Origin of the sequence: Streptomyces sp. BI87 (assembly GCF_025957665.1) — a bacterium.
GTDB classification, from domain to species: domain Bacteria; phylum Actinomycetota; class Actinomycetes; order Streptomycetales; family Streptomycetaceae; genus Streptomyces; species Streptomyces albidoflavus.
This window is the reverse complement of sequence record NZ_CP110079.1, coordinates 4,529,950-4,553,579: the sequence shown is the minus strand read 5'-3', so window position 1 is coordinate 4,553,579 and position 23,630 is coordinate 4,529,950. Positions and strand designations below refer to the sequence as shown.

General features: G+C 72.4%; 20 protein-coding genes. 9 read left to right on the top strand and 11 right to left on the bottom strand.

Annotation, left to right across the window (positions count from 1 at the left end):
* Window positions 1–67: 67 nt before the first annotated feature.
* Window positions 68–2,272 (bottom strand): transglycosylase domain-containing protein, encoded by a 2,205-nt coding sequence (locus OIM89_RS20365; RefSeq protein ID WP_175458119.1) that lies wholly within the window; start codon window positions 2,270–2,272, stop codon window positions 68–70.
* 328 nt (window positions 2,273–2,600) lie between these two features.
* Here OIM89_RS20365 and OIM89_RS20360 point away from each other — a divergent pair, with 328 nt between their 5' ends.
* From OIM89_RS20360 to OIM89_RS20340, 5 genes are all read left to right on the top strand, one after another.
* The gene (locus OIM89_RS20360; RefSeq protein WP_217466375.1) at window positions 2,601–3,590 is read left to right on the top strand and encodes an SPFH domain-containing protein; all 990 of its coding nucleotides are present in this window, start codon (window positions 2,601–2,603) and stop codon (window positions 3,588–3,590) included.
* A complete protein-coding gene (locus OIM89_RS20355; RefSeq protein ID WP_030698599.1) occupies window positions 3,587–3,850 on the top strand; it encodes a hypothetical protein in 264 nt (87 codons plus the stop codon). Before OIM89_RS20360 ends, OIM89_RS20355 begins: the two co-directional genes overlap by 4 nt.
* Before the next feature lie 123 nt (window positions 3,851–3,973).
* Complete coding sequence (locus tag OIM89_RS20350) at window positions 3,974–4,498, top strand: PadR family transcriptional regulator (RefSeq protein ID WP_003948252.1); 525 nt, start codon at window positions 3,974–3,976, stop codon at window positions 4,496–4,498.
* On the top strand, window positions 4,495–5,208 hold the full coding sequence (locus OIM89_RS20345; RefSeq protein WP_264491501.1) for an ABC transporter ATP-binding protein: 714 nt from the start codon (window positions 4,495–4,497) through the stop codon (window positions 5,206–5,208). Before OIM89_RS20350 ends, OIM89_RS20345 begins: the two co-directional genes overlap by 4 nt.
* Complete coding sequence (locus OIM89_RS20340) at window positions 5,205–7,625, top strand: FtsX-like permease family protein (protein ID WP_264491500.1); 2,421 nt, start codon at window positions 5,205–5,207, stop codon at window positions 7,623–7,625. The genes OIM89_RS20345 and OIM89_RS20340 overlap by 4 nt, the downstream gene beginning before the upstream one ends.
* 100 nt (window positions 7,626–7,725) lie before the next feature.
* On the opposite strand, the gene OIM89_RS20335 is transcribed toward OIM89_RS20340, so the two are convergent.
* Both OIM89_RS20335 and OIM89_RS20330 read right to left on the bottom strand, forming a co-directional pair.
* Window positions 7,726–8,262: an alkyl hydroperoxide reductase gene (locus OIM89_RS20335; protein WP_047142266.1), complete on the bottom strand. Its 537-nt coding sequence runs from the start codon at window positions 8,260–8,262 to the stop codon at window positions 7,726–7,728.
* 9 nt (window positions 8,263–8,271) lie between these two features.
* On the bottom strand, window positions 8,272–8,826 hold the full coding sequence (locus OIM89_RS20330; RefSeq protein WP_023419267.1) for a peroxiredoxin: 555 nt from the start codon (window positions 8,824–8,826) through the stop codon (window positions 8,272–8,274).
* Window positions 8,827–9,246: 420 nt separating this feature from the next.
* Between OIM89_RS20330 and OIM89_RS20325 the strand changes: the two genes are divergently transcribed.
* The gene (locus OIM89_RS20325; protein ID WP_195730976.1) at window positions 9,247–10,212 is read left to right on the top strand and encodes a LysR substrate-binding domain-containing protein; all 966 of its coding nucleotides are present in this window, start codon (window positions 9,247–9,249) and stop codon (window positions 10,210–10,212) included.
* A gap of 21 nt (window positions 10,213–10,233) precedes the next feature.
* Here OIM89_RS20325 and OIM89_RS20320 read toward each other — a convergent pair whose 3' ends face one another.
* From OIM89_RS20320 to OIM89_RS20305, 4 genes are all read right to left on the bottom strand, one after another.
* Window positions 10,234–11,751 (bottom strand): AI-2E family transporter, encoded by a 1,518-nt coding sequence (locus OIM89_RS20320; protein WP_226965259.1) that lies wholly within the window; start codon window positions 11,749–11,751, stop codon window positions 10,234–10,236.
* A gap of 172 nt (window positions 11,752–11,923) precedes the next feature.
* Window positions 11,924–12,634 carry a transglycosylase SLT domain-containing protein gene (locus OIM89_RS20315; RefSeq protein WP_010638255.1) on the bottom strand — a complete coding sequence of 237 codons (711 nt, stop codon included), beginning with the start codon at window positions 12,632–12,634 and terminating at the stop codon, window positions 11,924–11,926.
* Window positions 12,635–13,121: 487 nt separating this feature from the next.
* Complete coding sequence (locus OIM89_RS20310; protein ID WP_030698606.1) at window positions 13,122–14,444, bottom strand: PhoH family protein; 1,323 nt, start codon at window positions 14,442–14,444, stop codon at window positions 13,122–13,124.
* 359 nt (window positions 14,445–14,803) lie between these two features.
* A complete protein-coding gene (locus OIM89_RS20305; protein ID WP_030698607.1) occupies window positions 14,804–15,565 on the bottom strand; it encodes an isoprenyl transferase in 762 nt (253 codons plus the stop codon).
* A gap of 364 nt (window positions 15,566–15,929) precedes the next feature.
* On the opposite strand from OIM89_RS20305, the gene mgrA reads away from it, so the two are divergent.
* Complete coding sequence (gene mgrA, locus OIM89_RS20300) at window positions 15,930–16,967, top strand: L-glyceraldehyde 3-phosphate reductase (RefSeq protein WP_217466377.1); 1,038 nt, start codon at window positions 15,930–15,932, stop codon at window positions 16,965–16,967.
* A 658-nt stretch (window positions 16,968–17,625) separates the two neighbouring features.
* Here mgrA and OIM89_RS20295 read toward each other — a convergent pair.
* The gene (locus OIM89_RS20295; protein WP_264491499.1) at window positions 17,626–18,369 is read right to left on the bottom strand and encodes a DUF4097 domain-containing protein; all 744 of its coding nucleotides are present in this window, start codon (window positions 18,367–18,369) and stop codon (window positions 17,626–17,628) included.
* Window positions 18,370–18,741: 372 nt separating this feature from the next.
* Here OIM89_RS20295 and OIM89_RS20290 point away from each other — a divergent pair, with 372 nt between their 5' ends.
* Complete coding sequence (locus OIM89_RS20290) at window positions 18,742–19,434, top strand: TMEM175 family protein (protein ID WP_226965260.1); 693 nt, start codon at window positions 18,742–18,744, stop codon at window positions 19,432–19,434.
* On the opposite strand, the gene OIM89_RS20285 is transcribed toward OIM89_RS20290, so the two are convergent.
* Window positions 19,431–20,336, bottom strand: a complete 906-nt coding sequence (locus tag OIM89_RS20285; protein WP_264491498.1) for an aminoglycoside phosphotransferase family protein — start codon at window positions 20,334–20,336, stop codon at window positions 19,431–19,433. The two genes, OIM89_RS20290 and OIM89_RS20285, sit on opposite strands and share 4 nt — an antisense overlap.
* Before the next feature lie 281 nt (window positions 20,337–20,617).
* Between OIM89_RS20285 and OIM89_RS20280 the strand changes: the two genes are divergently transcribed.
* Complete coding sequence (locus OIM89_RS20280; RefSeq protein WP_264491497.1) at window positions 20,618–21,343, top strand: VWA domain-containing protein; 726 nt, start codon at window positions 20,618–20,620, stop codon at window positions 21,341–21,343.
* 37 nt (window positions 21,344–21,380) lie between these two features.
* On the opposite strand, the gene OIM89_RS20275 is transcribed toward OIM89_RS20280, so the two are convergent.
* The gene (locus OIM89_RS20275) at window positions 21,381–22,217 is read right to left on the bottom strand and encodes an aldo/keto reductase (protein ID WP_047464976.1); all 837 of its coding nucleotides are present in this window, start codon (window positions 22,215–22,217) and stop codon (window positions 21,381–21,383) included.
* A 43-nt stretch (window positions 22,218–22,260) separates the two neighbouring features.
* Window positions 22,261–23,478 carry an MFS transporter gene (locus tag OIM89_RS20270; RefSeq protein WP_047464973.1) on the bottom strand — a complete coding sequence of 406 codons (1,218 nt, stop codon included), beginning with the start codon at window positions 23,476–23,478 and terminating at the stop codon, window positions 22,261–22,263.
* Window positions 23,479–23,630 lie beyond the last annotated feature (152 nt).

Sequence of the window (23,630 nt, the reverse complement as noted above, 5' to 3'; positions counted from 1 at the left end):
CACGAAGGAGCCCGGCCCTCTCCCTCACGTAGGAGAAAGGGGGCCGGGCTCCTTCGTGTACCGCCGGCTACTCCTCCTCGCCCGGCACGCCGGGCTCGATGGTGGGCAGCTCCGGGCCGGGCGGGGACTCCTCCGGCGGCTCGGGGATCGACGGGCCGCCGGTGGGCTCGTCCGAGGGTTCCGGGTCGGTCGGCTCCTCGCTGGTCGGGTCGTCGCTGGGCTCCGGCGGGGTGCTCGGCTCCACCGGCGTGGACTCCTCGGGCTCCGGCGGGGTGCTGGGGTCGGGCTCCGGCGGCGGGGCGACGCCCGCGCCCATGTCGGTGTCGAGGTCGAAGGCGGCCGGGGCGCCCATCACGTCGAAGGTGTAGTCGGCCCAGATCTGTGCGGGGAAGCCGCCGCCGTTGACCCGGCCGCCGCCGGCCGCGCCGTAGAGCGACACCTGCTGGCCCTGCTTCTCCATGTCCTCGCCGAAGAGGCCGACGGAGGTGACGAGCTTGGGGGTGAAGCCGGTGAACCAGGCGGACTTGTTGTCGTCCGAGGTTCCGGTCTTGCCGGCCACGTCCTGGGCGGGGTTGCGGACGGCCGCGCCGGTGCCGTCGTCGACCACGCCGGTGAGGACGGAGGTGACGGAGTCGGCGGTGGAGCGCTTGATCACCTGCTCGCCGACGGCCTTGGGCAGGTCGACGGTGCGGTCGCGGTTCTCGGCGCTCTTGAGGACGGCGGGGGTGACCAGCTTGCCGTGGTTGGCGAAGGTGGCGTAGACCCCGGCCATCTCCAGGGGGCTGGCGCCCATCGAGCCGAGCGTCTGGGCGGGGACCGCCTCCAGGCCCTCGACGTCCATGCCGAGGTCGCCCGCGGTCTTCATCACCTTGTCCATGCCGACGTCCACGCCCATCTGCGCGAAGACGGAGTTGATGGACTTGTTCATCGCCTTCTGGACGGTGACCGGGCCGTAGTCGACGTCGTCCTCGTTGGGCGGCGCGTACGGCGTGGGCGAGCCCTCCAGGGGGCGTTCGCTGGTGCCGTCGTAGATGGTGCCGGCGGTGACGGGCTGGCCGTCCTGGGTGGTGGCGTCGTTCTCCAGGGCGGAGGCGAGGATCAGCGGCTTGAAGGTGGAGGCCGCCTGGTAGTCGCGGCGGGTGGCGTTGGAGAGCTGGTGCTCGACGTAGTCGCGGCCGCCGTAGAGGGCGAGGACCTTGCCGTTGCGCGGGTCGACGGAGGCGGCGCCGGTCTGGACGCGGGCGTCGACCTTGCGGGCCTTCGGGTCGAGCTTGTCGTTGAGCGAGGAGTCGACGGAGCGTTCCAGCTCGCGCTGCTTCTTCTTGTCGATGTTGAGCGTCATGGTCCAGCCGCCGGCCTCGACGGAGGTCTGGGCCTCCTCGGCGCTGGCGCCCTCGGCCATCAGCTGCTTGCGCAGGGCGTTGTTGGCGGCGTTGACCAGGTAGCCCTTCTGGCCCGCGAGGCCGGGGGCGGGCTTCGGCTCGTCGGGGACCGGGAACTTCTGCTCGGCGGCGGTCGCCTTGTCGAGCCAGCCCTGGTCGACCATGTTGTTCAGGACGTACCGCCAGCGCTCCTTGACGAGCTGCTTGCCCCGGTCCGAGGCGACGGCCCAGTCGTACTGGCTCGGGGCCTGGAGGAGAGCGGCGAGGTAGGCGCCCTGGGAGACGGTGAGGTCGTCGGCGTCGACGCCGTAGTACGACTGGGCGGCGGCCTGGATGCCGTGGGCGCCGCGGCCGTAGTAGCTGGTGTTGATGTAGCCGGCGAGGATGTCGTCCTTGCTCATCCGCTGGTCGACCTTGAGGGCGATGACCAGTTCCTTCACCTTGCGGCTGACCGTCTGGTCGGAGGTGAGGTAGTAGTTCTTCACGTACTGCTGGGTGATGGTGGAGCCGCCCTGCTTGCCCTTGCCGGAGACGGTGTTGATCAGTCCCCGGGCGGTGCCCTTCAGGTCGATGCCGCCGTCGGTGTAGAACGTCTTGTTCTCGGCTGCCACGAACGTGCGCTGCACGTCCTTGGGTATCCGGTCAAGACCGACGATCTCGCGGTTGACGGTACCGGTGTGGGTGATCTGGGAGCCGTCGGCGTACTTGTAGACGTTGCTCTGGCGCTTGGCGTCGGCGTTGCCCTCGGGGACGTCGACGGCGAGGTAGAGGCCGACGAAGCCCAGCATGCCGAGCAGGCAGACGGTGAAGAAGGCGCCGAGGAGTTTCTTGAGCGTGAAGAAGCGGCCTATGCCGCCCCGTCCCGCTCGTCCTTCGTCCGATCGGCTCATGGTGAGTCGCTCCGCTTCTTTCCGCTCCGAGAACCCCGGGGTGTACGGGGCCTGATCCCGCCCGGCTGGACCGGACATCCGCGTTCGGCGGGTACCCGGGCCCTGCGGTCACACCCGTCCGGTCAGCTTTGAAAGCTAACACCGCGCCCGAGGACAAACGGTTGCCGATCCAGCCTTTTCCGGACGTGAGAATGAGCACCCGCAGCCAAGGGAACCGACTCACGAACAGGTCTCCGGGTTGCTGTCACCGCCCATTTCCGGCCAAAAGGCGGCCCAGGGGAAGGGGCTGGCGCGCACGCCATTCCTCCGTTAAAGTGATATCAGTTTGATGGACCAGCGAGAGCAGAACGACCACAGAAACGGGGACACCGTGACCACCTCCTCCCACACCCCAGCCGACGACTCCACGCCGGACCTGCCGGCCATGCCGCAGCCGTCGGTCCGCGAGTTCAAGGCGCACAGCATCGGCGGGGCGATGGCCCTGCTCCTCGGCCTCCTCGGCCTGATCGCCGGCGCGGCCCTGGTCGCCCTGGGCGCGGCGGCCGAGTCGAACGGCGCCAAGGCGGCGCTGATCATCGTCGGCATCCTGGTGGGCATCGGCGCCTTCCTCGCGATGTGCGGGCTGAACATGGTGGCGCCGGGTGAGGCCCGCGTCGTCCAGCTCTTCGGCCGGTACCGCGGCACGATCCGCACCGACGGCCTGCGCTGGGTCAACCCGCTGACCACCCGCGAGAAGATCTCCACCCGCGTCCGCAACCACGAGACGGCCGTCCTCAAGGTCAACGACGCCTACGGCAACCCGATCGAGCTGGCCGCCGTCGTCGTCTGGAAGGTCGAGGACACCGCCCGCGCCGTCTTCGAGGTGGACGACTTCCTGGAGTTCGTCTCCACCCAGACCGAGGCCGCCGTCCGCCACATCGCCATCGAGTACCCCTACGACGCCCACGACGAGGGCGGCCTCTCCCTGCGCGGCAACGCCGAGGAGATCACCGAGAAGCTCGCGGTCGAGCTGCACGCCCGGGTCGAGGCGGCCGGCGTCAAGATCGTCGAGTCCCGCTTCACCCACCTCGCCTACGCCCCGGAGATCGCCTCGGCGATGCTCCAGCGCCAGCAGGCCGGTGCCGTCGTCGCCGCCCGCCGCCTGATCGTCGAGGGCGCGGTGGGCATGGTCGAGCAGGCGCTCTCCCGCATCCAGGAGGACGACATCGTGGAGCTCGACTCCGACCGCAAGGCCGCCATGGTCAGCAATCTGATGGTGGTCCTCTGCGGCGACCGGTCCGCCCAGCCGGTCGTCAACACGGGCACGCTCTACCAGTGACCGGGGCGACGGAGGACGGAGCGGCCGAACGGCCGCGGCGGACCCGGCAGCAGCGCAAGCAGGTCCTGCTGCGGCTCGACCCGCTCGTCCATGACGCCCTGGCCCGCTGGGCCGCCGACGAGCTGCGCAGCACCAACGCGCAGATCGAGTTCCTCCTCCGCCGCGCCCTCTCGGAGGCGGGCCGCCTCCCCGGGGCCACCGGGCCGCTGCCACGCCGGGGCCGCCCGCCCCGGAGCGAGGAGCCCGGGGCGGGCGGCTGACCGCCGCCACGAGCACACCACCCGAGCCGGGTGGGCCGGACCTCCGGCCCACCCGGCTCGGGCCGTTTCCGGCTCCCACCCCGCTATTCACCGCAGGTATACACCCCATGTACAGTGCTCGCCATGTCCATCGGTCACACCCTGCTCGGCCTGCTGGAGTCCGGCCCCCGCCACGGCTACGACCTCAAGCGCGCCTTCGACGACAAGTTCGGCCACGACCGGCCCCTGCACTACGGCCAGGTCTACGCCACCATGTCCCGCCTGCTGAAGAACGGCCTCGTGGAGGTCGACGGCGTGGAGGCGGGCGCCGGCCCCGAACGGAAGCGGTACGCCATCACGGAGGCGGGCATCACCGATGTCGCCACCTGGCTCGCCACCCCGGAGAAGCCGGAGCCCTACCTCCAGTCGACCCTGTACACCAAGGTCGTCCTCGCCCTGCTCACCGGCCGCGACGCCGGTGACCTGCTCGACACCCAGCGCGCCGAACACCTGCGCCTGATGCGGGCGCTGACCGCCCGCAAACGCCAGGGCGACCTCGCCGACCAGCTCATCTGCGACCACGCCCTGTTCCACCTGGAGGCGGACCTGCGCTGGCTGGAGCTGACCGCGGCCCGCCTCGGCGCGCTCGGAAAGGCGGTCGGCGCGTGAGTGCCCCCTCCCCCGAGGCCCCCGCCCCGGTCGCCGCCCCGGCCGGGTCGCTGCTCGCCGCGAGCGGGCTGCACAAGACGTACGGGCGGACCACCGCGCTGGACGGCGCCGACTTCTCCATCCACGCCGGAGAGGTGGTCGCCGTGATGGGGCCCTCCGGCTCCGGCAAGTCCACGCTGCTGCACTGCCTGGCCGGGATCGTCCGCCCGGACAGCGGATCGCTCACCTACCAGGGCGCCGAGATCGCCGGCCTCCCCGACCAGCGCCTGTCCGCCCTGCGGCGCACCGAGTTCGGCTTCGTCTTCCAGTTCGGCCAGCTGGTGCCCGAGCTGACCTGCGTGGAGAACGTGGCGCTGCCGCTGCGGCTGAACGGTGTGCGGCGCAAGGCCGCCGCCGCCTCCTGGCTGGAACGGCTGGAGGTGGACGACGTCCGCGACCACCGGCCCGGCGAGGTCTCCGGCGGCCAGGGCCAGCGGGTCGCGGTCGCCCGCGCGCTGGTCACCGCCCCACGCGTGCTCTTCGCCGACGAGCCGACCGGCGCCCTCGACTCCCTCAACGGCGAGCGGGTCATGGAGCTGCTCACCGAGGCGGCCCGGGCGGCCGGCACCGCCGTCGTCCTGGTCACCCACGAGAACCGGGTGGCCGCCTACTCCGACCGCGAGATCGTCGTCCGCGACGGCCGCTGCCGGGACATGGAGCGGTACGCGTGACGACCACCGCTCCGCAGGCGGCCCCCGCGCCGCCGCTCCCCTCCGCCCCGCGCGGCTCCGGCCGCAGCACCTGGCTCCAGGACCTGCTGACGGGCCTGCGGTTCGCCTTCGGCGGCGGCCGCGAGGGCTGGTCGCGCACCCTGCTGACCGCCGTCGGGGTCGGCGCCGCCGTCGCCGTGCTGCTCGGCGCCGCCAGCACCCCGCACCTGCTCGCCGAACGCGCCGCCCGCGGCGACGCCCGTACCGCCTCCGCGACGCTCGACCGGGAGAGCCCCGCACGCTCCGACTCCACCGTGCTCTACTCCACCTCGGAGTCCGACTACCGCTCCGAGACGATCTGGGGCACGTACCTCAAGGCCGAGGGGAACCACCCGGCGCTCCCGCCGGGCCTGCCCGGACTCCCCGCCGACGGCGAGCTGTACGCCTCGCCCGCCCTGCGCGACCTGCTGGGCACCGAGGAGGGCGCCCTGCTCCGCGAGCGGCTGCCCCAGGAGATCGTCGGCACCATCGGCGACGCGGGGCTGGTCAACCCGCGCGAACTCCTCTTCTACGCGGGCCATGACGCGCTCGCCCCGGGGAAGGTCGCGCGCACCGACGGATTCGGCCTGGCCTCCGAGGGGGAGGACCTGGCCCCTCCGCTGCTCATCCTGATCACGCTGATGTGCGTGGTCCTGCTCACCCCTGTCGCGGTCTTCATCGCCACCGCCGTCCGCTTCGGCGGCGAGCGGCGCGACCGGCGGCTCGCCGCGCTGCGCCTGGTCGGCGCCGACCGGCCCACCGTCCGCCGGATCGCGGGCGGCGAGGCACTCGGCGGCGCACTACTGGGCCTCGCCGTCGGCGCCGCCCTCTTCCTGGCGCTGCGGCCACTGGCCCAGTACGTCGAGGTCTGGGACGTCGGCGTCTTCGCGGGCGACCTGGTGCCGGACCCGCTGCTGGGCCTGGTGGTCCTCCTCGGGGTGCCGCTGGCGGCGGTGCTGGTCACGCTCGTCTCGCTCAAGTCGGTGGCGATCGAACCGCTCGGCGTGGTCCGCCACGCCAAGCCGCACCGCCGCCGCCTGTGGTGGCGCCTGCTGCTGCCGGCCCTGGGCGTCGCGCTGCTGCTCCCGTTCAGCGGGGACGTCACCTTCCACACCGTCATGTTCAGCGAGTACGTGATCGGCGTCGGCAGCGCGCTGGTCCTGGTCGGCCTGATCGCCCTGCTCCCCTGGGCGGTGGAGGTGGTGGTCCGGCGGCTGCGCGGCGGGCCCGTCCCGTGGCAGCTCGCCACCCGCCGGCTCCAGCTGGAGAGCGGCTCCGTGTCGCGGGCGGTCGGCGGGATCACCGTGGCCGTGGCGGGGGCCATCGCCATCCAGATGCTCCTCGGTTCGATGCACGAGGACTTCATCAAGCTCACCGGCCAGGACCCGGCCCGCGCCGAGGTCGGCGTCGCCACCAACCACGCCGACGGCGAACTGGCCCGGCGGATGATCGCCGACTTCCGCGCCACCGAGGGCGTCCGGAAGGTCATCGGCACGGTCAACGTCTACGCGACCCGCCCCGGCCCGTACAAGGGGGACATCCGTCCCACGACCGAGCTGCACGTCGCCGACTGCGCCACGCTGCGCGAGCTGGCCCGGATCGACCGGTGCGAGGACGGGGACACCTTCGTCGCGCACAGCCCGGACGAGGAGATGAACGCCTGGGTCGACCAGTCGGCCCGCCCCGGCAAGCCGGTCAACCTCGGCGACAACCCGGAGGACGCCGAGTTCTCCGACCGCAAGCCGGCCGGCGAGATCCTCTGGACCCTCCCCGCCGACAGCCCCGTGGTCCGCACCCGGAAGGACCCGGGCGGCAACCACCGGGACGGCATCTACGTCACCCCGAGCGCCATCGGCAAGGAGCTGGAGCGCGCCCCGGCGATGACCACCGCCATGATCAAGCTGGACCCGTCGGTCCCGGACGGCGTGGAGCACGTGCGCAACACCGCCGCCGCCATCGACCCGACGATGCGGGTCACCAACTTCGTCGCCGTCACCCGGGACCGCAACTACGCCAGCGCCCAGACCGCCCTGATGGTCGGCGCCTCGGTGCTGCTGGTGCTGATCGCGGCCTCGCTGCTGGTCTCCACCATCGAGCAGTTGCGGGAACGCCGCCGGGTGCTCGCCGCCCTGGTCGCCTTCGGCACCCCGCGCCGGACGCTGGCCCTCTCCACGCTGTGGCAGACCGCCGTCCCGGTCGTCCTCGGCGTCGGTGTCGCCGTACTGGGCGGGCTCGGCCTCGGCAAGGTGATGACCGGGGTGATCGGCAAGCCCGTCCAGTCCTGGTGGGTCTTCTGGCCGTACGCGCTGACGGGCGCCGGGGTGATCCTGCTGATCACCCTCGCCTCGCTGCCGCCGCTGCTGCGGATGACCCGGCCGGAGGGCCTGCGCACCGAGTGACCCGTGCGACCGGGTGCGTAGACGCAGGGGAGCCCCCCACCGATTCCGGTGGGGGGCTCCCCTGCGAACAACTGCCTGATCCGGGGTCACCGGGAGCGCGTCACGCGCCCGCCAGGACCGCCTCGGAGTCGAGGGTCGCGCCGACGGCCTGGAGGACGGCGGCGATCTTCACGGCCTCCTGGATCGTCTCGCGGTCGATCCCGGCCTTGCGCAGCACCTGCTCGTGCGAGTCGAGGCACTGGCCGCAGCCGTTGATGGCGGAGACCGCGAGCGACCAGAGCTCGAAGTCGACCTTCTCCACGCCCGGGTTGCCGATGACGTTCATCCGCAGACCGGCGCGGAGCGTCCCGTACTCGGGGTCCGACAGCAGGTGCCGGGTCCGGTAGAAGACGTTGTTCATCGCCATGATGGCGGCGGCGGACTTGGCGGCCTGGTACGCCTCGGGCGACAGGTTCTCCTTGGCCTCCGGCTCCAGCTCGCTGAGCACCTTCGGCGAGCGCGAGGCGATCGCGCAGGCCAGCACGGTGCCCCACAGCTGCTGCTGCGGGAGCGGGCTGTTGCCGATGACGGAGCCCAGGTTGAGCTTCAGGTCCTTGGCGAAGTCCGGTATCACGGACTTGAGTGCGTCGAGAGCCATGGGATTACCTCACTCGCCCGAGAGGAGCGCGACCGGGTCCAGGGTCTCGTCGCCCTTGCTCCAGTTGCACGGGCAGAGCTCGTCCGTCTGGAGGGCGTCGAGGACCCGGAGGACCTCCTTCGGGTTACGGCCGACGGAGCCCGCGGTCACCATGGTGAACTGGATCTCGTTGTTCTGGTCGACGATGAAGACGGCGCGCTGCGCGAAGCCGTCCTCGCCCTCGATGCCGAGGTCACGCATGAGCTCGTGCTTCGAGTCGGCCAGCATCGGGAAGGGCAGGTCGGTCAGGTCCGGGTGGTCCTTGCGCCAGGCGTGGTGCACGAACTCCGAGTCACCCGAGAAGCCGAGGACCTGCGCGTCACGGTCGGCGAACTCCTCGTTCAGCTTGCCGAACGCGGCGATCTCGGTCGGGCAGACGAAGGTGAAGTCCTTCGGCCACGCGAAGACGATCTTCCACTTGCCCTCGTAGGTCTTGTGGTTGATCTGCTCGAACTCCTTGCCCTTCTCCAGCGAGACGCAGGCCGTGAGGTCGAACTCGGGGAACTTGTCACCGACAGTGAGCACTGTGGTCCTCCGTTTGGTGCTGAGGGGTTGGACTGTGGCCCAGCGTGCCACACGGGAGATCATGCCGAGAAATCGATCAGTTCCGTTCCACCGATAGGGCGAACGAATCAGTTACCCGCCGGTCACCAGCGGTTCTCCCGCATGTTCCCGGAGCGGGGAGACGCGGCCGCGAGCGACGCGCCGTCGGCCCCCGACGGCGGAACACGGTCGGCAATCGATCGGAACGCATCATTCCATGCCCTGAGTGCCACCCGGACCGGTCACCCTCCGCATCGAAAGGGGCCGAGCGGCCCCTGCGACGTGGCAGGCGTCACCGGCCTCGCGCCCACCGGCCCCCGTAGGCTGGAGAACCGGCGGGCGGGATCGCCGACGCCACCCCCCGTAGCAGCACCGCAGCACCGGCCGGAGACCTAGAGCCCCATGCACCACAGCACCGCCCCGGCCCGCCCCGGCCGCGCCGCCAAGGGCCCCACCCTCGCCCAGCTCCGGGCCTTCGCCGCCGTCGCCGAGCACCTGCACTTCCGGGACGCGGCCGCCGCCCTCGGGATGAGCCAGCCCGCGCTCTCCGGCGCCGTCTCCACCCTGGAGGAGATCCTCGGCGTCACCCTGCTGGAGCGCACCACCCGCCGGGTCCTCCTCTCCCCCGCCGGAGAACGCCTCGCCCCGCGCGCCAAGGCCGTACTCACCGAGGTCGGCTCGCTGCTGGAGGAGGCCGAGGCGGTCCGCGCCCCCTTCACCGGCACCGTCCGCCTCGGCGTCATCCCCACCGTCGCGCCCTACCTGCTGCCGACCGTGCTCCGCCTGATCCGCACCGCCTACCCGAAGCTGGAACTCCAGGTCCACGAGGAGCAGACCGCCTCCCTGGTCGAGGGCCTGCTCGCCGGCCGCCTGGACCTGCTGCTGCTCGCCACCCCGCTCGGCGTCCCCGGACTGAGCGAACTCCCGCTCTTCGACGAGGACTTCGTCCTGCTCACCCCGCTCGGCCACCCGCTCGGCGGACGCGAGGGCGTCCCCCGCGAGGCGCTGCGCGAGGTCGACCTGCTCCTCCTCGACGAGGGGCACTGCCTGCGCGACCAGGCCCTCGACGTCTGCCGCGACGCCGGCCGCACGGACCGCCCGGTCACCACCAGCGCGGCCGGCCTCGCCACGCTGGTCCAGCTGGTCGCGGGCGGACTCGGCGTCACCCTGCTCCCCCGCACCGCCCTCAAGGTCGAGGCGGGCCGCAGCTCCCAGCTGCTCACCGGCACCTTCACCGCCCCGGCCCCGAGCCGCCGGGTCGGCCTGGTCCTGCGCTCGGGCGCGGCCCGCACCCACGAGTACGAGGAACTGGCCGCCGCCCTGCGCGAGGCGCTCCGCCCGCTGCCGGTCCGGCTCAGGGAGAGCTGAGCCCCGGCGGGACGCTCCGCCTCACTTCTCGCCAGGCGGCGGGTCCTCCCCCGTCCCGGGCGCGGGCCCGGCGCCTCGGTCCGCCTTCGGGCCGTCACCGGAGGCGGCGGTGGTTTCCGGCTCGGGGGCGCGGTCCGGGCCGTCGCCGCCGACCGGGGCGACGTCGAGCGCGGAGGCGCCGTGCGGGCCCGGCGCGGTCCGCAGGGCCGTCTCGCGGCTGTAGGCACGCAGGTAGCCGACGACGGTGTTGATGACGGCGACCAGGGGCACGGCGACCACGGCGCCGCCGATCCCGCCGACCAGCCCGCCGGCCGCCACCGCGAGCACCACCGCGAGCGGGTGGACCCGCACCGCGCGGCCGAGGATGAACGGCTGGAGGATGTGGCCCTCGATCTGCTGCACGGCGAGCACCACGATCAGCACCATCAGTGCGGTGAAGACGCCCTGCGTCACCAGCGCGACCACCACCGCCAGCGCGCCGGAGACGACGGCGCCGACCAACGGGATGAAGGCGAAGAGGAAGATGAAGACGGCCAGCGGCACCGCCATCGGCACGTCGAGGAACCAGAGGCCGAGGCCGATGAAGATCGCGTCGATGAGCGCCACCATCACCGTGCCGCGCACGTACGCGGTGAGGGTCCGCCAGGCGCGCGGCCCGGCCCCGGCGATGCCCGGCCGCGCCGTCGCGGGGACCAGGTTGAGCGTCCAGCGCCAGATGCGCTTGCCGTCGTAGAGGAGGAAGAGGGTGGAGAACATCGCCAGCACCATGCCGGTGAGGACCTCGACCAGGACGGTGACGCCTTCGAGGCCGGCCGAGGTCAGCTCCTCGGTGTTGGTGCCGACGGCGTCGCGCAAGGTCTTGGCGATGTCGTTGATCTGATCCTCGGTCACGTGGAACGGGCTGTTCAGCAGCCAGCCGCGCAACTCGTCGATGCCGTCCTGGACCTGGCTGGCGAGGGTGTCGACGTTCTCCATCACCTGCCAGACCACGAACCAGCCGACCAGCCCCATGATGACGAAGCCGAGCACGGCGGTGACGGCGGTCGCCGCCCCTCTGGGCATCCCCATCCGCCGCAGGGCCGTGACGGTGGGCTGGAGCAGGGCGGTCACCAGCAGCGCCGCGATGAAGGCGAAGACGACCAGCTGGACCGAGACGATGATCTTCATCAGGACCCAGAGGGCCCCGGCGAGCACCAGCAGCCGCCACCCCGCCTCGGCGGCGACCCGCATCCCCCACGGCACCGCGGCCACCGGGTCGGGGCGCGCGGAGACGGCGGGCGCGTAGGCGGGCGGGGCCGGTACGTGGACGGCCTCGGTCTCCGTCTGCGCCTCCGGCGGGGCCTTGACGAGCGGGGCGGCGCGGGGCGCCGGGGGCACCGCCGGCCTGGGCGGGCAGGAGGGACGTTCCGGCACCCCGGAGGTGCCGTGGGCGGCCGCGTCCTCGGACGCCTCGGCGCGCGCCCGGCGTTCGTCGAGCGCCTCACCGATCCGTGTCAGCTCGGCGCCCGCGCGCTCCAGCCACCCTGGCAGTCGTGACATCTTCTTCCCGTCCCCGTTCCTCGTCCCCGTTCCGCGTCGGGTGCGGATACCCCCGGCGGCCCCGACGACGCGGAGTCGACCGTACATGGCAGCGGCCCCCCACCGTAGGGACGGTGAGGGGCCGGACAAGGTTGACGGGAGCGGGGCCCTGTGAGGCGTCCCGCAGCCGGGCCTAGTACCAGTTGTTGGCCTGCCAGAAGCTCCAGGCGCCGCACGGCGAACCGTAGCGCTGGTCCATGTAGTTCAGGCCCCACTTGATCTGGGTGGCCGGGTTGGTCTGCCAGTCGGCTCCGGCCGAGGCCATCTTGGAGCCGGGCAGTGCCTGGACGAGGCCGTAGGCGCCGGAGGACGGGTTGCTGGCCCGGTAGTTCCACGTGGACTCGTGGTTCACGATGTTGCTGAAGCACTGGAACTGGTCCGCCGGGACCATCTGCCGCGCCATGGCCTGCACCTGGGCGACCGTGTACGAGGACTGGGTGGCGAAGCTGGTGGCGTCGCGGGTCTCGGAGCGGCTGGCCTTCTCCTCGGCCTCCTTGCGCTCCTTGGCCTCACGCTCGGCCTGCTCCGCCGCCTTCTCGGCGGCGGCCTTCTTCTCCGTGGCCGCCTCGGCGGCCGCCTTGCGGGCCGCTTCCTCCACGGCCTTCTTGGTCACGGCATCCGCGGCGATCGACTGCGCGTCGGCCTGCTGGGCCAGCGACGCGGTCTGCACCTGGGCCTGCTGGCCCGCCGGGATGTCCGCGAGGAGAGTCGCCTCGCCTGCGGCTGCCTCGAAGTCGTTCGCGGGCTGCTGGGCACCGCCGGAGGCAACGCCCACGACAGCACCGACAGTGGTGACCGCCGTGGCCGATGCCACAGCGAATCCCCGGACCGAGATCCGGCTCACACGGTTTCCTTCCAGCGTCGTCCGCATGGGTGACCTCGCGGACGCAATCGTGCCCTTGGCGCTGGCTTCCTCTCGAACGTGGTCACGGGAAGCACGGACCCGACAGGGCTGCCTCGCAAGCGAGGAGCGCCCCGTTCAGCTCGGGTGGCATACGGCGTCTCTATGGAGTTCTCGACCTACTTGGTACTGCTAGGGGTACCGCGTTGCCGTATGCGGGGCCTGACAGGAGCAAGACTCTGCCGGACGCCCCCGCCGCAAGGCAATTCTCTCCCGCGTGTTTAAGCTCACACGTTGTTTGCCCCATGGGGTTCCTGGAAACGTGCGCGCAGCAAAGCGCCGCCGGGCTAGGCTGCTTGGCCTTCCCCGACGGCGCTTTGTACCACCGGTCATACTTTTCTGACGTACCGATCAAATGGCCTACGACTGCGCCGCCCGAACGCCCAACTCGCCCCGGTTCAGGAGGCTTCGGTCACCCGGTCGGCCCCGCTCACAAATGGCCGTCCTCCAGCAGCTCGGTCACCAGGGCGGCGATCCGGGAGCGCTCGGAGCGGGTCAGCGTCACATGGGCGAAGAGCGGGTGCCCCTTCAGCTTCTCCACCACGGCCACCACGCCGTCGTACCGCCCGACCCGCAGGTTGTCGCGCTGGGCGACGTCGTGGGTGAGGACGACCCGGGAGTCGGCCCCGATCCGGGACAAAACCGTCAGCAGGACGTTCCGCTCCAGCGACTGGGCCTCGTCGACGATGACGAAGGCGTCGTGCAGGGAGCGGCCGCGGATGTGGGTGAGCGGCAGCACCTCCAGCATGCCGCGGGCCACCACCTCCTCGATGACCTCGCGGGTGGTGACGGCCGAGAGGGTGTCGAAGACCGCCTGCGCCCAGGGGCCCATCTTCTCGGCCTCGCTGCCCGGCAGGAAGCCGAGCTCCTGCCCGCCGACGGCGTACAGCGGCCGGAAGACCATCACCTTCTTGTGCTGGCCGCGCTCCAGCACCGCCTCCAGGCCGGCGCAGAGCGCCAGCGCCGACTTGCCGGTGCCGGCCCGGCCGCCCATCGAGATGATGCCGATCTCCGGGTCGAGGAGCAGGTCCAGCGCGATCCGCTGCTCGGCGCTGCGGCCGTGGATGCCGAACGCCTCCCGGTCGCCCCGGACCAGGCGCACCTCGCCGGTCTCGGTGACCCGCCCGAGCGCCTTGCCGCGCTCGGACTGGATGGTGAGCCCGGTGTGCACCGGCAGCTCGGCGGCCTCCGGGACGAGCAGGGTGTCCTGCTCGAAGAGGAGGTCGACCTGTTCCCCGGAGAGGGTCAGCTCGGCCATCCCGGTCCAGCCGGAGTCGGTGATGGCCAGCTCCGCCCGGTACTCCTCGGCGAGCAGACCGACCGACGAAGCCTTGATGCGCAGCGGCAGGTCCTTGGAGACGACGGTGACGTCGAACCCCTCGGCCTGGAGGTTCCGGGCGACGGCGAGGATGCGCGAGTCGTTGTCCCCCAGGCGGTATCCGGCGGGCAGGACGCCCGGATCGGAGTGGTTCAGTTCGACACGGAGGCTGCCGCCGAGGTCCCCGAGCGGGATGGGGGCGTCGAGCCGGCCGTACCGGACCCGGAAGTCGTCCAGCAGGCGCAGGGCCTGGCGGGCGAAGTACCCGAGTTCCGGGTGCTGCCTCTTGGCCTCCAGTTCCGTGACCACGACGATCGGGAGCACCACTTCGTGCTCGTCGAATCGGATCATGGCGTTCGGATCGGCCAGCAGCACGCTGGTGTCGAGAACGTAGGTGCGCCTGTCGGGCATGCGGCGCTTTGAGCTGGTCACCACGGAAGGACGTACCCCCTCGGATGAGGTCGGGGTGCGACGGGGTCGCGGGGGCCTCCCCGGGGACGGAGGTGTCCCGGGGAGGAGGACGGGCCGGGCGCGGCCCCTGCGCGGGCCGGGCTCCGGCCCTCCGCTCCGTCCGTGCCGAGGGCTCGGTCGAGGTGGTGCAAAGGGCCTCCCGGGCGGGCGGCCGGGCCGCCCGCTGAGCTCCGACGCCCGCCCCTGCACTGCCCGGGCGCCGGCCTGGCAGTGATATTCCCTCCTTGCCGCCGCACCATGCGTGGTGGTGTCACGCACAAGGATGAACTCCCGGTGCCGGAGGGAGATCCGGGACCGGGAGTCCAGGTGGCGCGAACGGTGCGTCAGCCGCCGTAGCGGCGGTTGCGGTACGCGTAGTCGCGCAGTGCCCGCAGGAAGTCGACCTTGCGGAAGGCGGGCCAGAAGACCTCGCAGAAGTAGTACTCCGAATGGGCGCTCTGCCAGAGCATGAAGCCGGAGAGGCGCTGCTCGCCGCTGGTGCGGATGACGAGGTCCGGGTCGGGCTGCCCGCGGGTGTAGAGGTGCTCCGAGATGGAGTCGATGGAGACGGTCTCGGCCAGCTCCTCGAAGGAGGTGCCGCGCTCGGCGTGGTCGAGGAGGAGCGAGCGGACCGCGTCGGCGATCTCCTGGCGGCCGCCGTAGCCGACGGCGACGTTGACCAGTATCCCCTGGTTGGCGGCGGTGGCCTCCTCCGCCTCCTTGAGGACGGTGCGGGTGCGGTCGGGGAGCATGTCCAGGGTGCCGACGTGGTGGACACGCCAGCGGCCGTCGGCGGCGAGGCCGCGTACCGAGTCCTCGATGATGCCGAGGAGCGGGGTCAGCTCGGACTCGGGCCGGTCGAAGTTGTCGGTGGAGAGCATCCACAGGGTGACGACGCGCACCTTGGTCTCGGCGCACCAGCCCAGGAACTCGGTGATCTTGTCGGCGCCCGCCCGGTGGCCCTGCGCCGTGGTGCCGCCGGACGCCTTGGCCCAGCGCCGGTTCCCGTCGAGGATGACCCCGATGTGCCCGGGGACCTGGTCGTGATCGAGGCGGCCTTCCACCCGGCGTGCGTAGAGTTTGTACACCAGGTCGCGCAGATTCACGTCTGTTCAGCCCCTCCTGGAATCGACCGGTCACCGAGGCCGCCACACTATCGCTGTGCCGGCCGGGTCCGTCGTCGGGTTGGTCGCCGCTCCTGCCCGCGGGAGCGGACTGCTCGTCCCGGCGGATACGGCTCCGCCCACAGAGGGTGGGGGACGTTCCGGAGAGGTGGCGCGGGCCTGCTTCTCGCTCCGCGCGGTGCGTGGCCGCGTCGGGATGCGCCGGGTTCGCCGTGGAGACGATAGCACCGCGCCCCGGAGGTGCGGTGGGGCCGCGGGCCCGGCCGGCGGGCCCCAACTGGCCCTTCCGGACAAGCGGAAGGAACTCCTTCGGAACAACCGGCCGCGCTGGCGTACTTTCGTGACCATGACCGACACGTCTGCGTACACGGCCGCGGCCGACCGCTACGACTCCATGGAGTACCGGCGCACGGGCCACAGCGGCCTCAGGCTCCCGGCGATCTCCCTGGGCCTGTGGCACAACTTCGGCGACGACCGCTCCCTCGACTCCCAGCGCGCGATCCTGCGCCGCGCCTTCGACCTGGGCATCACCCACTTCGACCTGGCCAACAACTACGGCCCGCCGCCCGGCTCGGCGGAGCTGAACTTCGGCAAGCTCCTGAAGCAGGACTTCGCCCCGTACCGCGACGAGCTGGTCCTCTCCACCAAGGCCGGCTACCTGATGCACCCGGGCCCGTACGGCGAGTGGGGTTCGCGCAAGTACCTGCTCTCCTCGCTCGACGCCTCGCTGAAGCGGATGGGCACCGACTACGTCGACATCTTCTACTCGCACCGCTTCGACCCGGAGACTCCCCTGGAGGAGACGATGGGCGCGCTGGCCAGCGCGGTGCAGCAGGGCAAGGCGCTCTACGTCGGCGTCTCCTCCTACAACAGCGAGCAGACCGCCGAGGCCGCCCGCATCCTGCGCGAGATGGGGGTGCGCCCGCTGATCCACCAGCCCTCGTACTCCATGATCAACCGCTGGACCGAGGACGACGGCCTGCTGGACACGCTGGAGGCGGCCGGCATGGGCTGCATCTCCTTCGTCCCGCTGGCGCAGGGACTGCTGACGGACAAGTACCTGAAGGGCATCCCGGAGGGCTCGCGCGCCACCCAGGGCAAGTCCCTCGACCCGAACCTGCTCTCGGACGAGGTCACCCGCCGGCTCAACGGCCTCAACGACATCGCCGCCCGCCGCGGCCAGTCGCTGGCGCAGCTGGCGCTGAGCTGGGTGCTGCGGGACCCGCGGATGACCTCGGCGCTGATCGGCGCCTCGAGCCCGCGCCAGGTGGAGCAGAACGTGGCCGCGCTCTCGGGCCCGCCGCTCACCGACGAGGAGCTGCGGGAGATCGACTCCTTCGCCGTCTCGACGCCGGGCACCAACATCTGGGCCGACCGGGGCTGAGCACAGCGGAAAGGGCGCCCCTCCACCGAGTCGTTCGGGGAGGGGCGCCCTTCGCGGTACGGGCGGTGCGCGCCGTACCCAAGAAAGCGGGCCGGTCCGTGGGGGGGGTTACGGACCGGCCCGAGGGGGGGTTTCCACCATAACCCTTCGTAAGTGATGCTGCGTGCATTCCGGCAGAAAAATTACGCTCCGGAGTTGCCCAGCGACGCGCCGGGGAGCCTCTTCCCGGGCCGCGGGCCCCCTCCCACCGGCGGGTTTCCCGACCCGTGGGCCGCGTGGGGCACGAGTGCGGGGTGGGACGCGCTCCACCCGCACGGGTTACGTCCGCTGCGGTCCTCGACTTGACGTACCCGGACCGGAGCGAAGGCCGGGCGGGCATGTCGCGCGGCCCCCTCCACCGCACGACACCCCGGGCCCCGTGCATCGCGCCGGGGGCACACTCCGGTCGGGACACGGAGCCACGGCCTTTGCTGGCGCGAATTCGTTGGTCTGAACCTACGCGAGGACCAACCGCCCCACGAGCCCCGTTCGATAACAATGCGGAATCATTGACTCCACACTCGACGCGTCCTCGTGCGCCCGGCTCAGGTGCCTCGCGCCCCTCCCTTCTCCCCTTCTCCTCTCTTCTCCTCTTCTCTTCCAGGACGGGCGGCACGTGTCAGGACGGCCGGACCGTGATCGCGCCGCCTCCGCTGTGCAGGTCGAGGCGGTACTCGCCGTGCGGGTCGTCGGTGAGGGTGACGGCCCGGGTGCCGTGGGCGGTGACGGCGGCGATGCGGTAGGCGGCGGGCGGGGCCGAGACGATGATGGAGCCGTCGGCGGTGGTGGCGCTGACGTCCTGGGCCGTGGCGGGGACGACGTCGACGACGCCGCTCGTGGTGCGGACGCTGATGCCGTCGCCGTACAGGTCGCGGCCCTTGACCCGGCCGTCGCCGGTGCGGACCGAGACCTTGCCGGTGGCGCCGGTCACCTCGACGGGGCCGTCGGTGGTGGAGACGTCGACCGTGCCCACGTTGGCCAGGTGGACACGGCCGGGACCAGCGCTGCCGCTGACGGGGACCCCGGCCGGGAGGTCGACGGTGTACGCCACCGAGCAGTCCGGGCCGCAGCCGGAGAGGACGAGGACGCCGTCCTGGACCCGGTGGGTGGCACCCTCGGGCCCCTCGCCCTGGTAGCGCAGGGCGCGCTGGACCCGGACCGAGGTGGCGGCGCGGTCGCCGCGCAGGGTGACGGCTCCGGCGACCGAGTCGAGCCGCACGGAGCTGACCTCGCCCCGCACCCGCTGGTCGTCGCGGGCCTCGTCGGCCCGGGCGAGGCCGCAGGCGGTGAGCCCGCCCAGGGCCAGGACGAGCACGGCGGCGAGCGCGACCGTGCCGCCCGGCGAACTGCGGGTGCGGTACATGGTGGTTCCCCCTCTGGTCGTCCGCGCGACGCGTCCCCCGGCGCGTGGGCCGGCCCCTCTCCGGCCTCCTTCGACGGTAAGTTCCCCGCCCGCGCCGATCCATGGGGATACCCCCCGATCGGAAGGTCGGGGGTCCCCTACGGGTGCGGGCGCCGGAGCACCGGGCGCGGGTCCGCGCCCCCCCCTGGACGACACGCCGCCCGTCGGCGCAATCGGGCGGGGCGTCCGGGCGCGGCGGGACCCTGGCGGGGTCCGGGTGCGGCGGTACAAGGGGTACTAGGAGGGCTTCGTGCGGTCAGTGGGCGGCGGGGCCGGGCGCGGGGCGCGGGCGGGGGCGCGTGGAGTGCGCGGGGCGCACCGGGTGCGCGTGCGGTGAGTTCCGTACCCGAGGACCCGTCCGCGTTCGTCGCACCCTCCCACGAGCAGCTTCCCGCCGCCTCGGCGATGGCGGTGGGCCCCCCGGCCCGCCTCCTCGCGCTCTCCGACGGCATCTACGCCATCGCGATGACCCTGCTCGTCCTCGACCTCTCCCTCCCCGAGGGGCTGGACCCGGCCGAGTTCCGCCGTGAACTCCACGCGATGATCCCGCAGTTCCTCGCCTACGGGCTGAGCTTCACCCTGCTGGTCGGCTTCTGGCAGGACCAGCGGCGCATCCACCTGCTGGTCCGCCAGGCCGACGAGGGGTTCATCCGGCTCACCGCGCTCGGGCTCGGGGCGGTGGCCCTGGTCCCCTTCCCGACCTCGATGCTCTCCGACTACACCGACGAGCCGGTGGCGGTGGCGCTCTACTCCGCCGTGATCGCCGCGATCGACCTGATCCACCTCGCCCAGTTCACCCTGCTCTGCCGTCGGCCCCGCCTGCGCACCCGCGCCGTCCCCCGGCGCCTGCTCTGGGGCTTCAGCGCCGAACTGGGCTCCACCATCCTGGTGTTCGGGACAGCCGCGGTCATCGCCCTGTTCGACCCGGCCGCCGCGATGTACAGCTGGCTCGCCCTCGTCCCGCTGAAGATCGCGGTCGGGCGCGCGAGCAGGGGGCGGCCGCTGCGGCCCGCGAACGGGGATTAACCACCCAGCCCCAGCAGGAAGCGCGTACGGGCGTCGTCGTGGCCGGCGCGGGCGGCGGGGGCCGCGAGGAGGGCGCCGAGGGCGTGGGCCCAGGCGTGCAGCCGGTCGGCGTCGAGCCCCGGCACGATGTCGGCGAGGAGGACGGTCCGCTCGCGCAGGGCCTCGGACGTGCTGACCCCCTCCAGCACCCAGTCGACCGCGTCGAAGTCGGGGTCGCCCCAGGCGGGCCTCGGGTCGATGGCGACCAGGCGGCCGCCGGGGCCGCGCAGCACGTTGGCCGCGTGGAGGTCCCCGTGGACGAGTCCGGCCGCGGGCGCGGAGGCCGCCAGTTCCAGCGCCTGGGCGCGGGCCCGGCGGAGCCGGATCTCCGCCTCGGGCCCGTCCGGTCCGGCCCGCCGCAGGGCGAGGCCGAAGAGGAAGCCCACCCGGTGCGCGAGCGGCCGCAGGGCCGAGCCCTCGCCGGGCGCCTGGTCCGGGCCGCTCTCCCGGAGTTCCCGCAACAGGGCCGCCACCTGGGCCGGCTCCCACTCCTGGCCGCGTACCGGCGTCCCCGGCTCCACCCCGTCCAGCAGCAGGGCCCCGGCTCCGGGGTCGGCCGCGAGGAGCCCGGCCACCGACGGCGTCCGCTCCCACCCCGCCAGCGCCTCCGCCTCCTCGGCGGCCACCTGGGGATCGGGGGTCACCTTCAGCCAGACCGCCCGCTCGTCCGCGCGCCGCCGGCACCGGAACACCCGCGAGGTCCCACCGCCCCCGGCCGCCAGCGGCTCCACCCCCCACCGCTCGGCGAGCTCCGCCACCTGGCCCGGCAACGCCTCGCACCACGCGTCGACTGCGGGACCGAAGCGGGCGAGGAGACGGGCGCGGGCGGGTGGGGGGAGGGTGGTGAGGCGGGTGTCGGGCACGGGGGTTCCTTCCGGGCGGGGACGGGGACGGGGTGCGGGTCACCGCCGAGTAGCGTGCCAGCCATGTCGAGTGGCGTGTCGGAGCGGGGCGGGCCGGGTGGGTCCGTGGCAGTCCGGGCCGGGGCTTTCGGGCAGGCCCCGGGCGGTCGTCACTTGCGGCATTCGCCTGCGGAGGGCGGCGGCGACGCACATCATGAAGGGCCCGGATCCTGTCGCTCCGGGCTCCGTGCGCTGCCACGCGTCCCCCCATGCGGAGTTGGAGCCGCGCCCGGGGAGCCCGTATGCCGATCAGCCTCGACAAGATCCCGCCCGGTCAGGTCGATCTCACCAAGACCGCCGCCGTCTCGCTCCGCAAGCGCGGGCTCGCGGACCGGGGCCTGCGGGCCGCCGTGTACCTCGTTCTCGACCGCTCCGGCTCGATGCGCCCGTACTACCGCGACGGCACCGTGCAGCACCTGGCCGAACAGGCCCTGGCCCTCGCCGCGCATCTGGACGACGACGGGACCGTCCCGGTCGTCTTCTTCGACACCGACGCCCATCCCGCCACCGAGGTGAGCCTCGACTCCTACGAGGGCCGCGTCCAGGAACTCCACGAGCGGTACGGCCACATGGGGACCACCAACTACGCGGCGGCCATGCTGGAGGTGATCGAGCACTACACCGCCTCCGGCGCGACCGCCCCGGCCTTCGTGATCTTCCAGACCGACGGTGGCCCCGACGCGAGGCGTGAGGCCGAGCGGGTGCTGTGCCGGGCCGCGCGCCTGCCGCTCTTCTGGCAGTTCGTCGGCTTCGGTGACGACCGGTTCGCCTTCCTGCGGAAGCTGGACGAGCTGGCCGTGCCGAGGAGGCGGGTCGTCGACAACGCCGGGTTCTTCGCGGCGGGCCTCCGGCCCCTGTCCTGGACGGACGAGGCGCTGTACGACGCGCTGCTGGCCGAGTTCCCGGCCTGGCTGGAGACGGCGGGGGCGCTGGGACTGCACGGGGAGGCTCCCCGTACGGGGACGTGAGCCGTACAGGGAGCCTCGGTCGCCGGGCGGCAGGTCGTCAGTTGAGGGTGTCCGGGTCCGGGCCGGTGCGCAGGCCCTCGTCGAGGGTGGCGAGGGCGGCCATGTCGTCGGCGGTGAGGGTGAAGCCGAGGACGTCGAGGTTCTCGCGGATGCGCGAGGGGGTGACGGACTTGGGGATGACCACGTTGCCGAGCTGGAGGTGCCAGCGCAGGACGATCTGGGCCGGGGTGCGGCCGTGGCGGGCGGCGAGCGTGGTGATCGCCTCGTGGTTCAGCAGGGCGCCCTGGGCGAGGGGGCTCCACGCCTCGGTGGTGATGCCGTGCTCGGCGTGCAGGGCGCGCAGTGCGCTCTGCTGGAGGCCCGGGTGCAGCTCGATCTGGTTGACCGCGGGGACGATGCCGGAGGCGTCGACGAGGCGGGTGAGGTGGGCCGGCTGGAAGTTGGAGACGCCGATGGCGCGGGTGCGGCCGTCGGCGAGCAGCTTCTCCAGGGCGCGCCAGGTGTCGAGGTAGCGGTCGCGGGCCGGGGCCGGCCAGTGGATCAGGTAGAGGTCGACGTGGTCGAGGCCGAGCTTGGCCAGTGAGGTGTCGAAAGCGCGGAGGGTGGCGTCGTACCCCTGGTCGTCGTTCCACAGTTTGGTGGTGACGAAGAGTTCGTCGCGCGGTATGCCGGAGTCGGCGAGGGCGCGGCCGACGCCCGCCTCGTTGCCGTAGACGGCGGCGGTGTCGAGGGAGCGGTAGCCGGATTCCAGGGCGGTGGCGACGGCCGCGGTGGTCTCCTCGTCGGGCACCTGGAAGACACCGAAGCCGAGCTGCGGCATGGTGACGCCGTTGTTGAGGGTGACGGTGGGGACGGGGGCGGGGGTGGTGCTCATGTGCTGTTCCTCGTTCTTACGGGCTCTTCGGGTTTCCGGAGTGTCAGAGGTGTACGGGTTCGGGGGTGGTCGGCCTGGGCTCCTGGGTCGCCTGGGCCTCCTGGGCCTCTCGGGCCTCGTCGCGGCGCTGGAGTGCGGCCGAGAGGAAGGCCAGCAGCAGGGCCGAGCCGGCGAGCAGGGCGCCGACCCAGTTGGGGGCGGTGTAGCCGAGGCCGGCGGCGATGACGAGGCCACCGAGCCAGGCGGCGAGGGCGTTGCCGAGGTTGAAGGCGCCGATGTTGACGGCCGAGGCCAGGGTGGGGGCGCCGTGGGCGTGGTCCAGGACCCGCTTCTGGAGCGGCGGCACGGTGGCGAAGCCGAGGGCGCCGATCAGGGCGAGGGTGAGCGCGGCGGCGACCTTGTGGTGCGCGGTGACGGTGAACAGGGCGAGGACCAGGGTCAGCCCGCCGAGCGAGACGTAGAGCATCGGCATCAGCGCGCGGTCGGCGAACCGGCCGCCGATCAGGTTGCCCGCGACCATGCCGAGCCCGAAGAGGACGAGCAGCCAGGTCACCGAGGAGCCGGCGAAGCCCGCGACCTCGGTCATCATCGGCGCGACGTAAGTGACGGCGGCGAAGACCCCGCCGAAGCCGAGCACGGTCATCGCCATGGCCAGCAGCACCTGCGCGTTCCGGAACGCCGCCAGTTCGTGCCCCAGCCGTACGCCCTCGGGCTTCGGCATGTCCGGGACGAGCCGGGCCACGCCGAGCAGGCCGAGGACGCCGAGCCCGGCCACGACGACGAAGGTGGTCCGCCAGCCGGCGTTCTGCCCGATGAAGGTGCCGAGCGGCACCCCGACCACGTTGGCGACGGTCAGCCCGGTGAACATCAGCGCGATGGCCCCGGCCCGCTTCTGGGGCGCGACCAGGCCGGCGGCGACGACGGAGCCGATGCCGAAGAAGGCGCCGTGGGCGAGGGAGGCGACGATGCGGCCGGTGAGCATCACGCCGAAGACGGGGGCCGCGGCGGAGAGCAGGTTGCCCGCGATGAACAGGCCCATCAGCAGCATCAGCATGCGCTTGCGGGACACCTTGGTCCCGAGCACGGTCATGACCGGCGCGCCCGCGACGACCCCGAGCGCGTACCCGGTGACCAGCAGCCCGGCCGTCGGCACGGTGACGCCGAAGTCGGCGGCCACCTCGGGGAGCAGGCCCATGATCACGAACTCGGTGGTGCCGATCCCGAAGGCGCCGATGGCCAGGGCCAGCAGGGCTAGAGGCATGGGGGTGCCTTCCTGGAAGGGGGTGGGAGGGCGCCGCTCCACAGCTGACCGACCCCGACAGGACGAGTAGTCGCTCGCAGCGCCTTACGAGCGTCCACACTAATTGCACGCGCGGGATGATTGCAAGCGCGGGTTATCGGCTACAGGTGGGG

Excerpts from the sequence above, each read along its gene's own strand:
- OIM89_RS20365 (WP_175458119.1), bottom strand. The coding sequence starts at position 2,272 with ATGAGCCGATCGGACGAAGGACGAGCGGGACGGGGCGGCATAGGCCGC.
- OIM89_RS20270 (WP_047464973.1), bottom strand. The coding sequence starts at position 23,478 with ATGCCTCTAGCCCTGCTGGCCCTGGCCATCGGCGCCTTCGGGATCGGC.
- OIM89_RS20320 (WP_226965259.1), bottom strand. The coding sequence starts at position 11,751 with ATGTCACGACTGCCAGGGTGGCTGGAGCGCGCGGGCGCCGAGCTGACA.
- OIM89_RS20280 (WP_264491497.1), top strand. The coding sequence starts at position 20,618 with ATGCCGATCAGCCTCGACAAGATCCCGCCCGGTCAGGTCGATCTCACC.
- OIM89_RS20325 (WP_195730976.1), top strand. The coding sequence starts at position 9,247 with ATGCACCACAGCACCGCCCCGGCCCGCCCCGGCCGCGCCGCCAAGGGC.
- OIM89_RS20295 (WP_264491499.1), bottom strand. The coding sequence starts at position 18,369 with ATGTACCGCACCCGCAGTTCGCCGGGCGGCACGGTCGCGCTCGCCGCC.
- OIM89_RS20350 (WP_003948252.1), top strand. The coding sequence starts at position 3,974 with ATGTCCATCGGTCACACCCTGCTCGGCCTGCTGGAGTCCGGCCCCCGC.
- mgrA (WP_217466377.1), top strand. The coding sequence starts at position 15,930 with ATGACCGACACGTCTGCGTACACGGCCGCGGCCGACCGCTACGACTCC.
- OIM89_RS20360 (WP_217466375.1), top strand. The coding sequence starts at position 2,601 with ATGGACCAGCGAGAGCAGAACGACCACAGAAACGGGGACACCGTGACC.
- OIM89_RS20275 (WP_047464976.1), bottom strand. The coding sequence starts at position 22,217 with ATGAGCACCACCCCCGCCCCCGTCCCCACCGTCACCCTCAACAACGGC.
- OIM89_RS20335 (WP_047142266.1), bottom strand. The coding sequence starts at position 8,262 with ATGGCTCTCGACGCACTCAAGTCCGTGATACCGGACTTCGCCAAGGAC.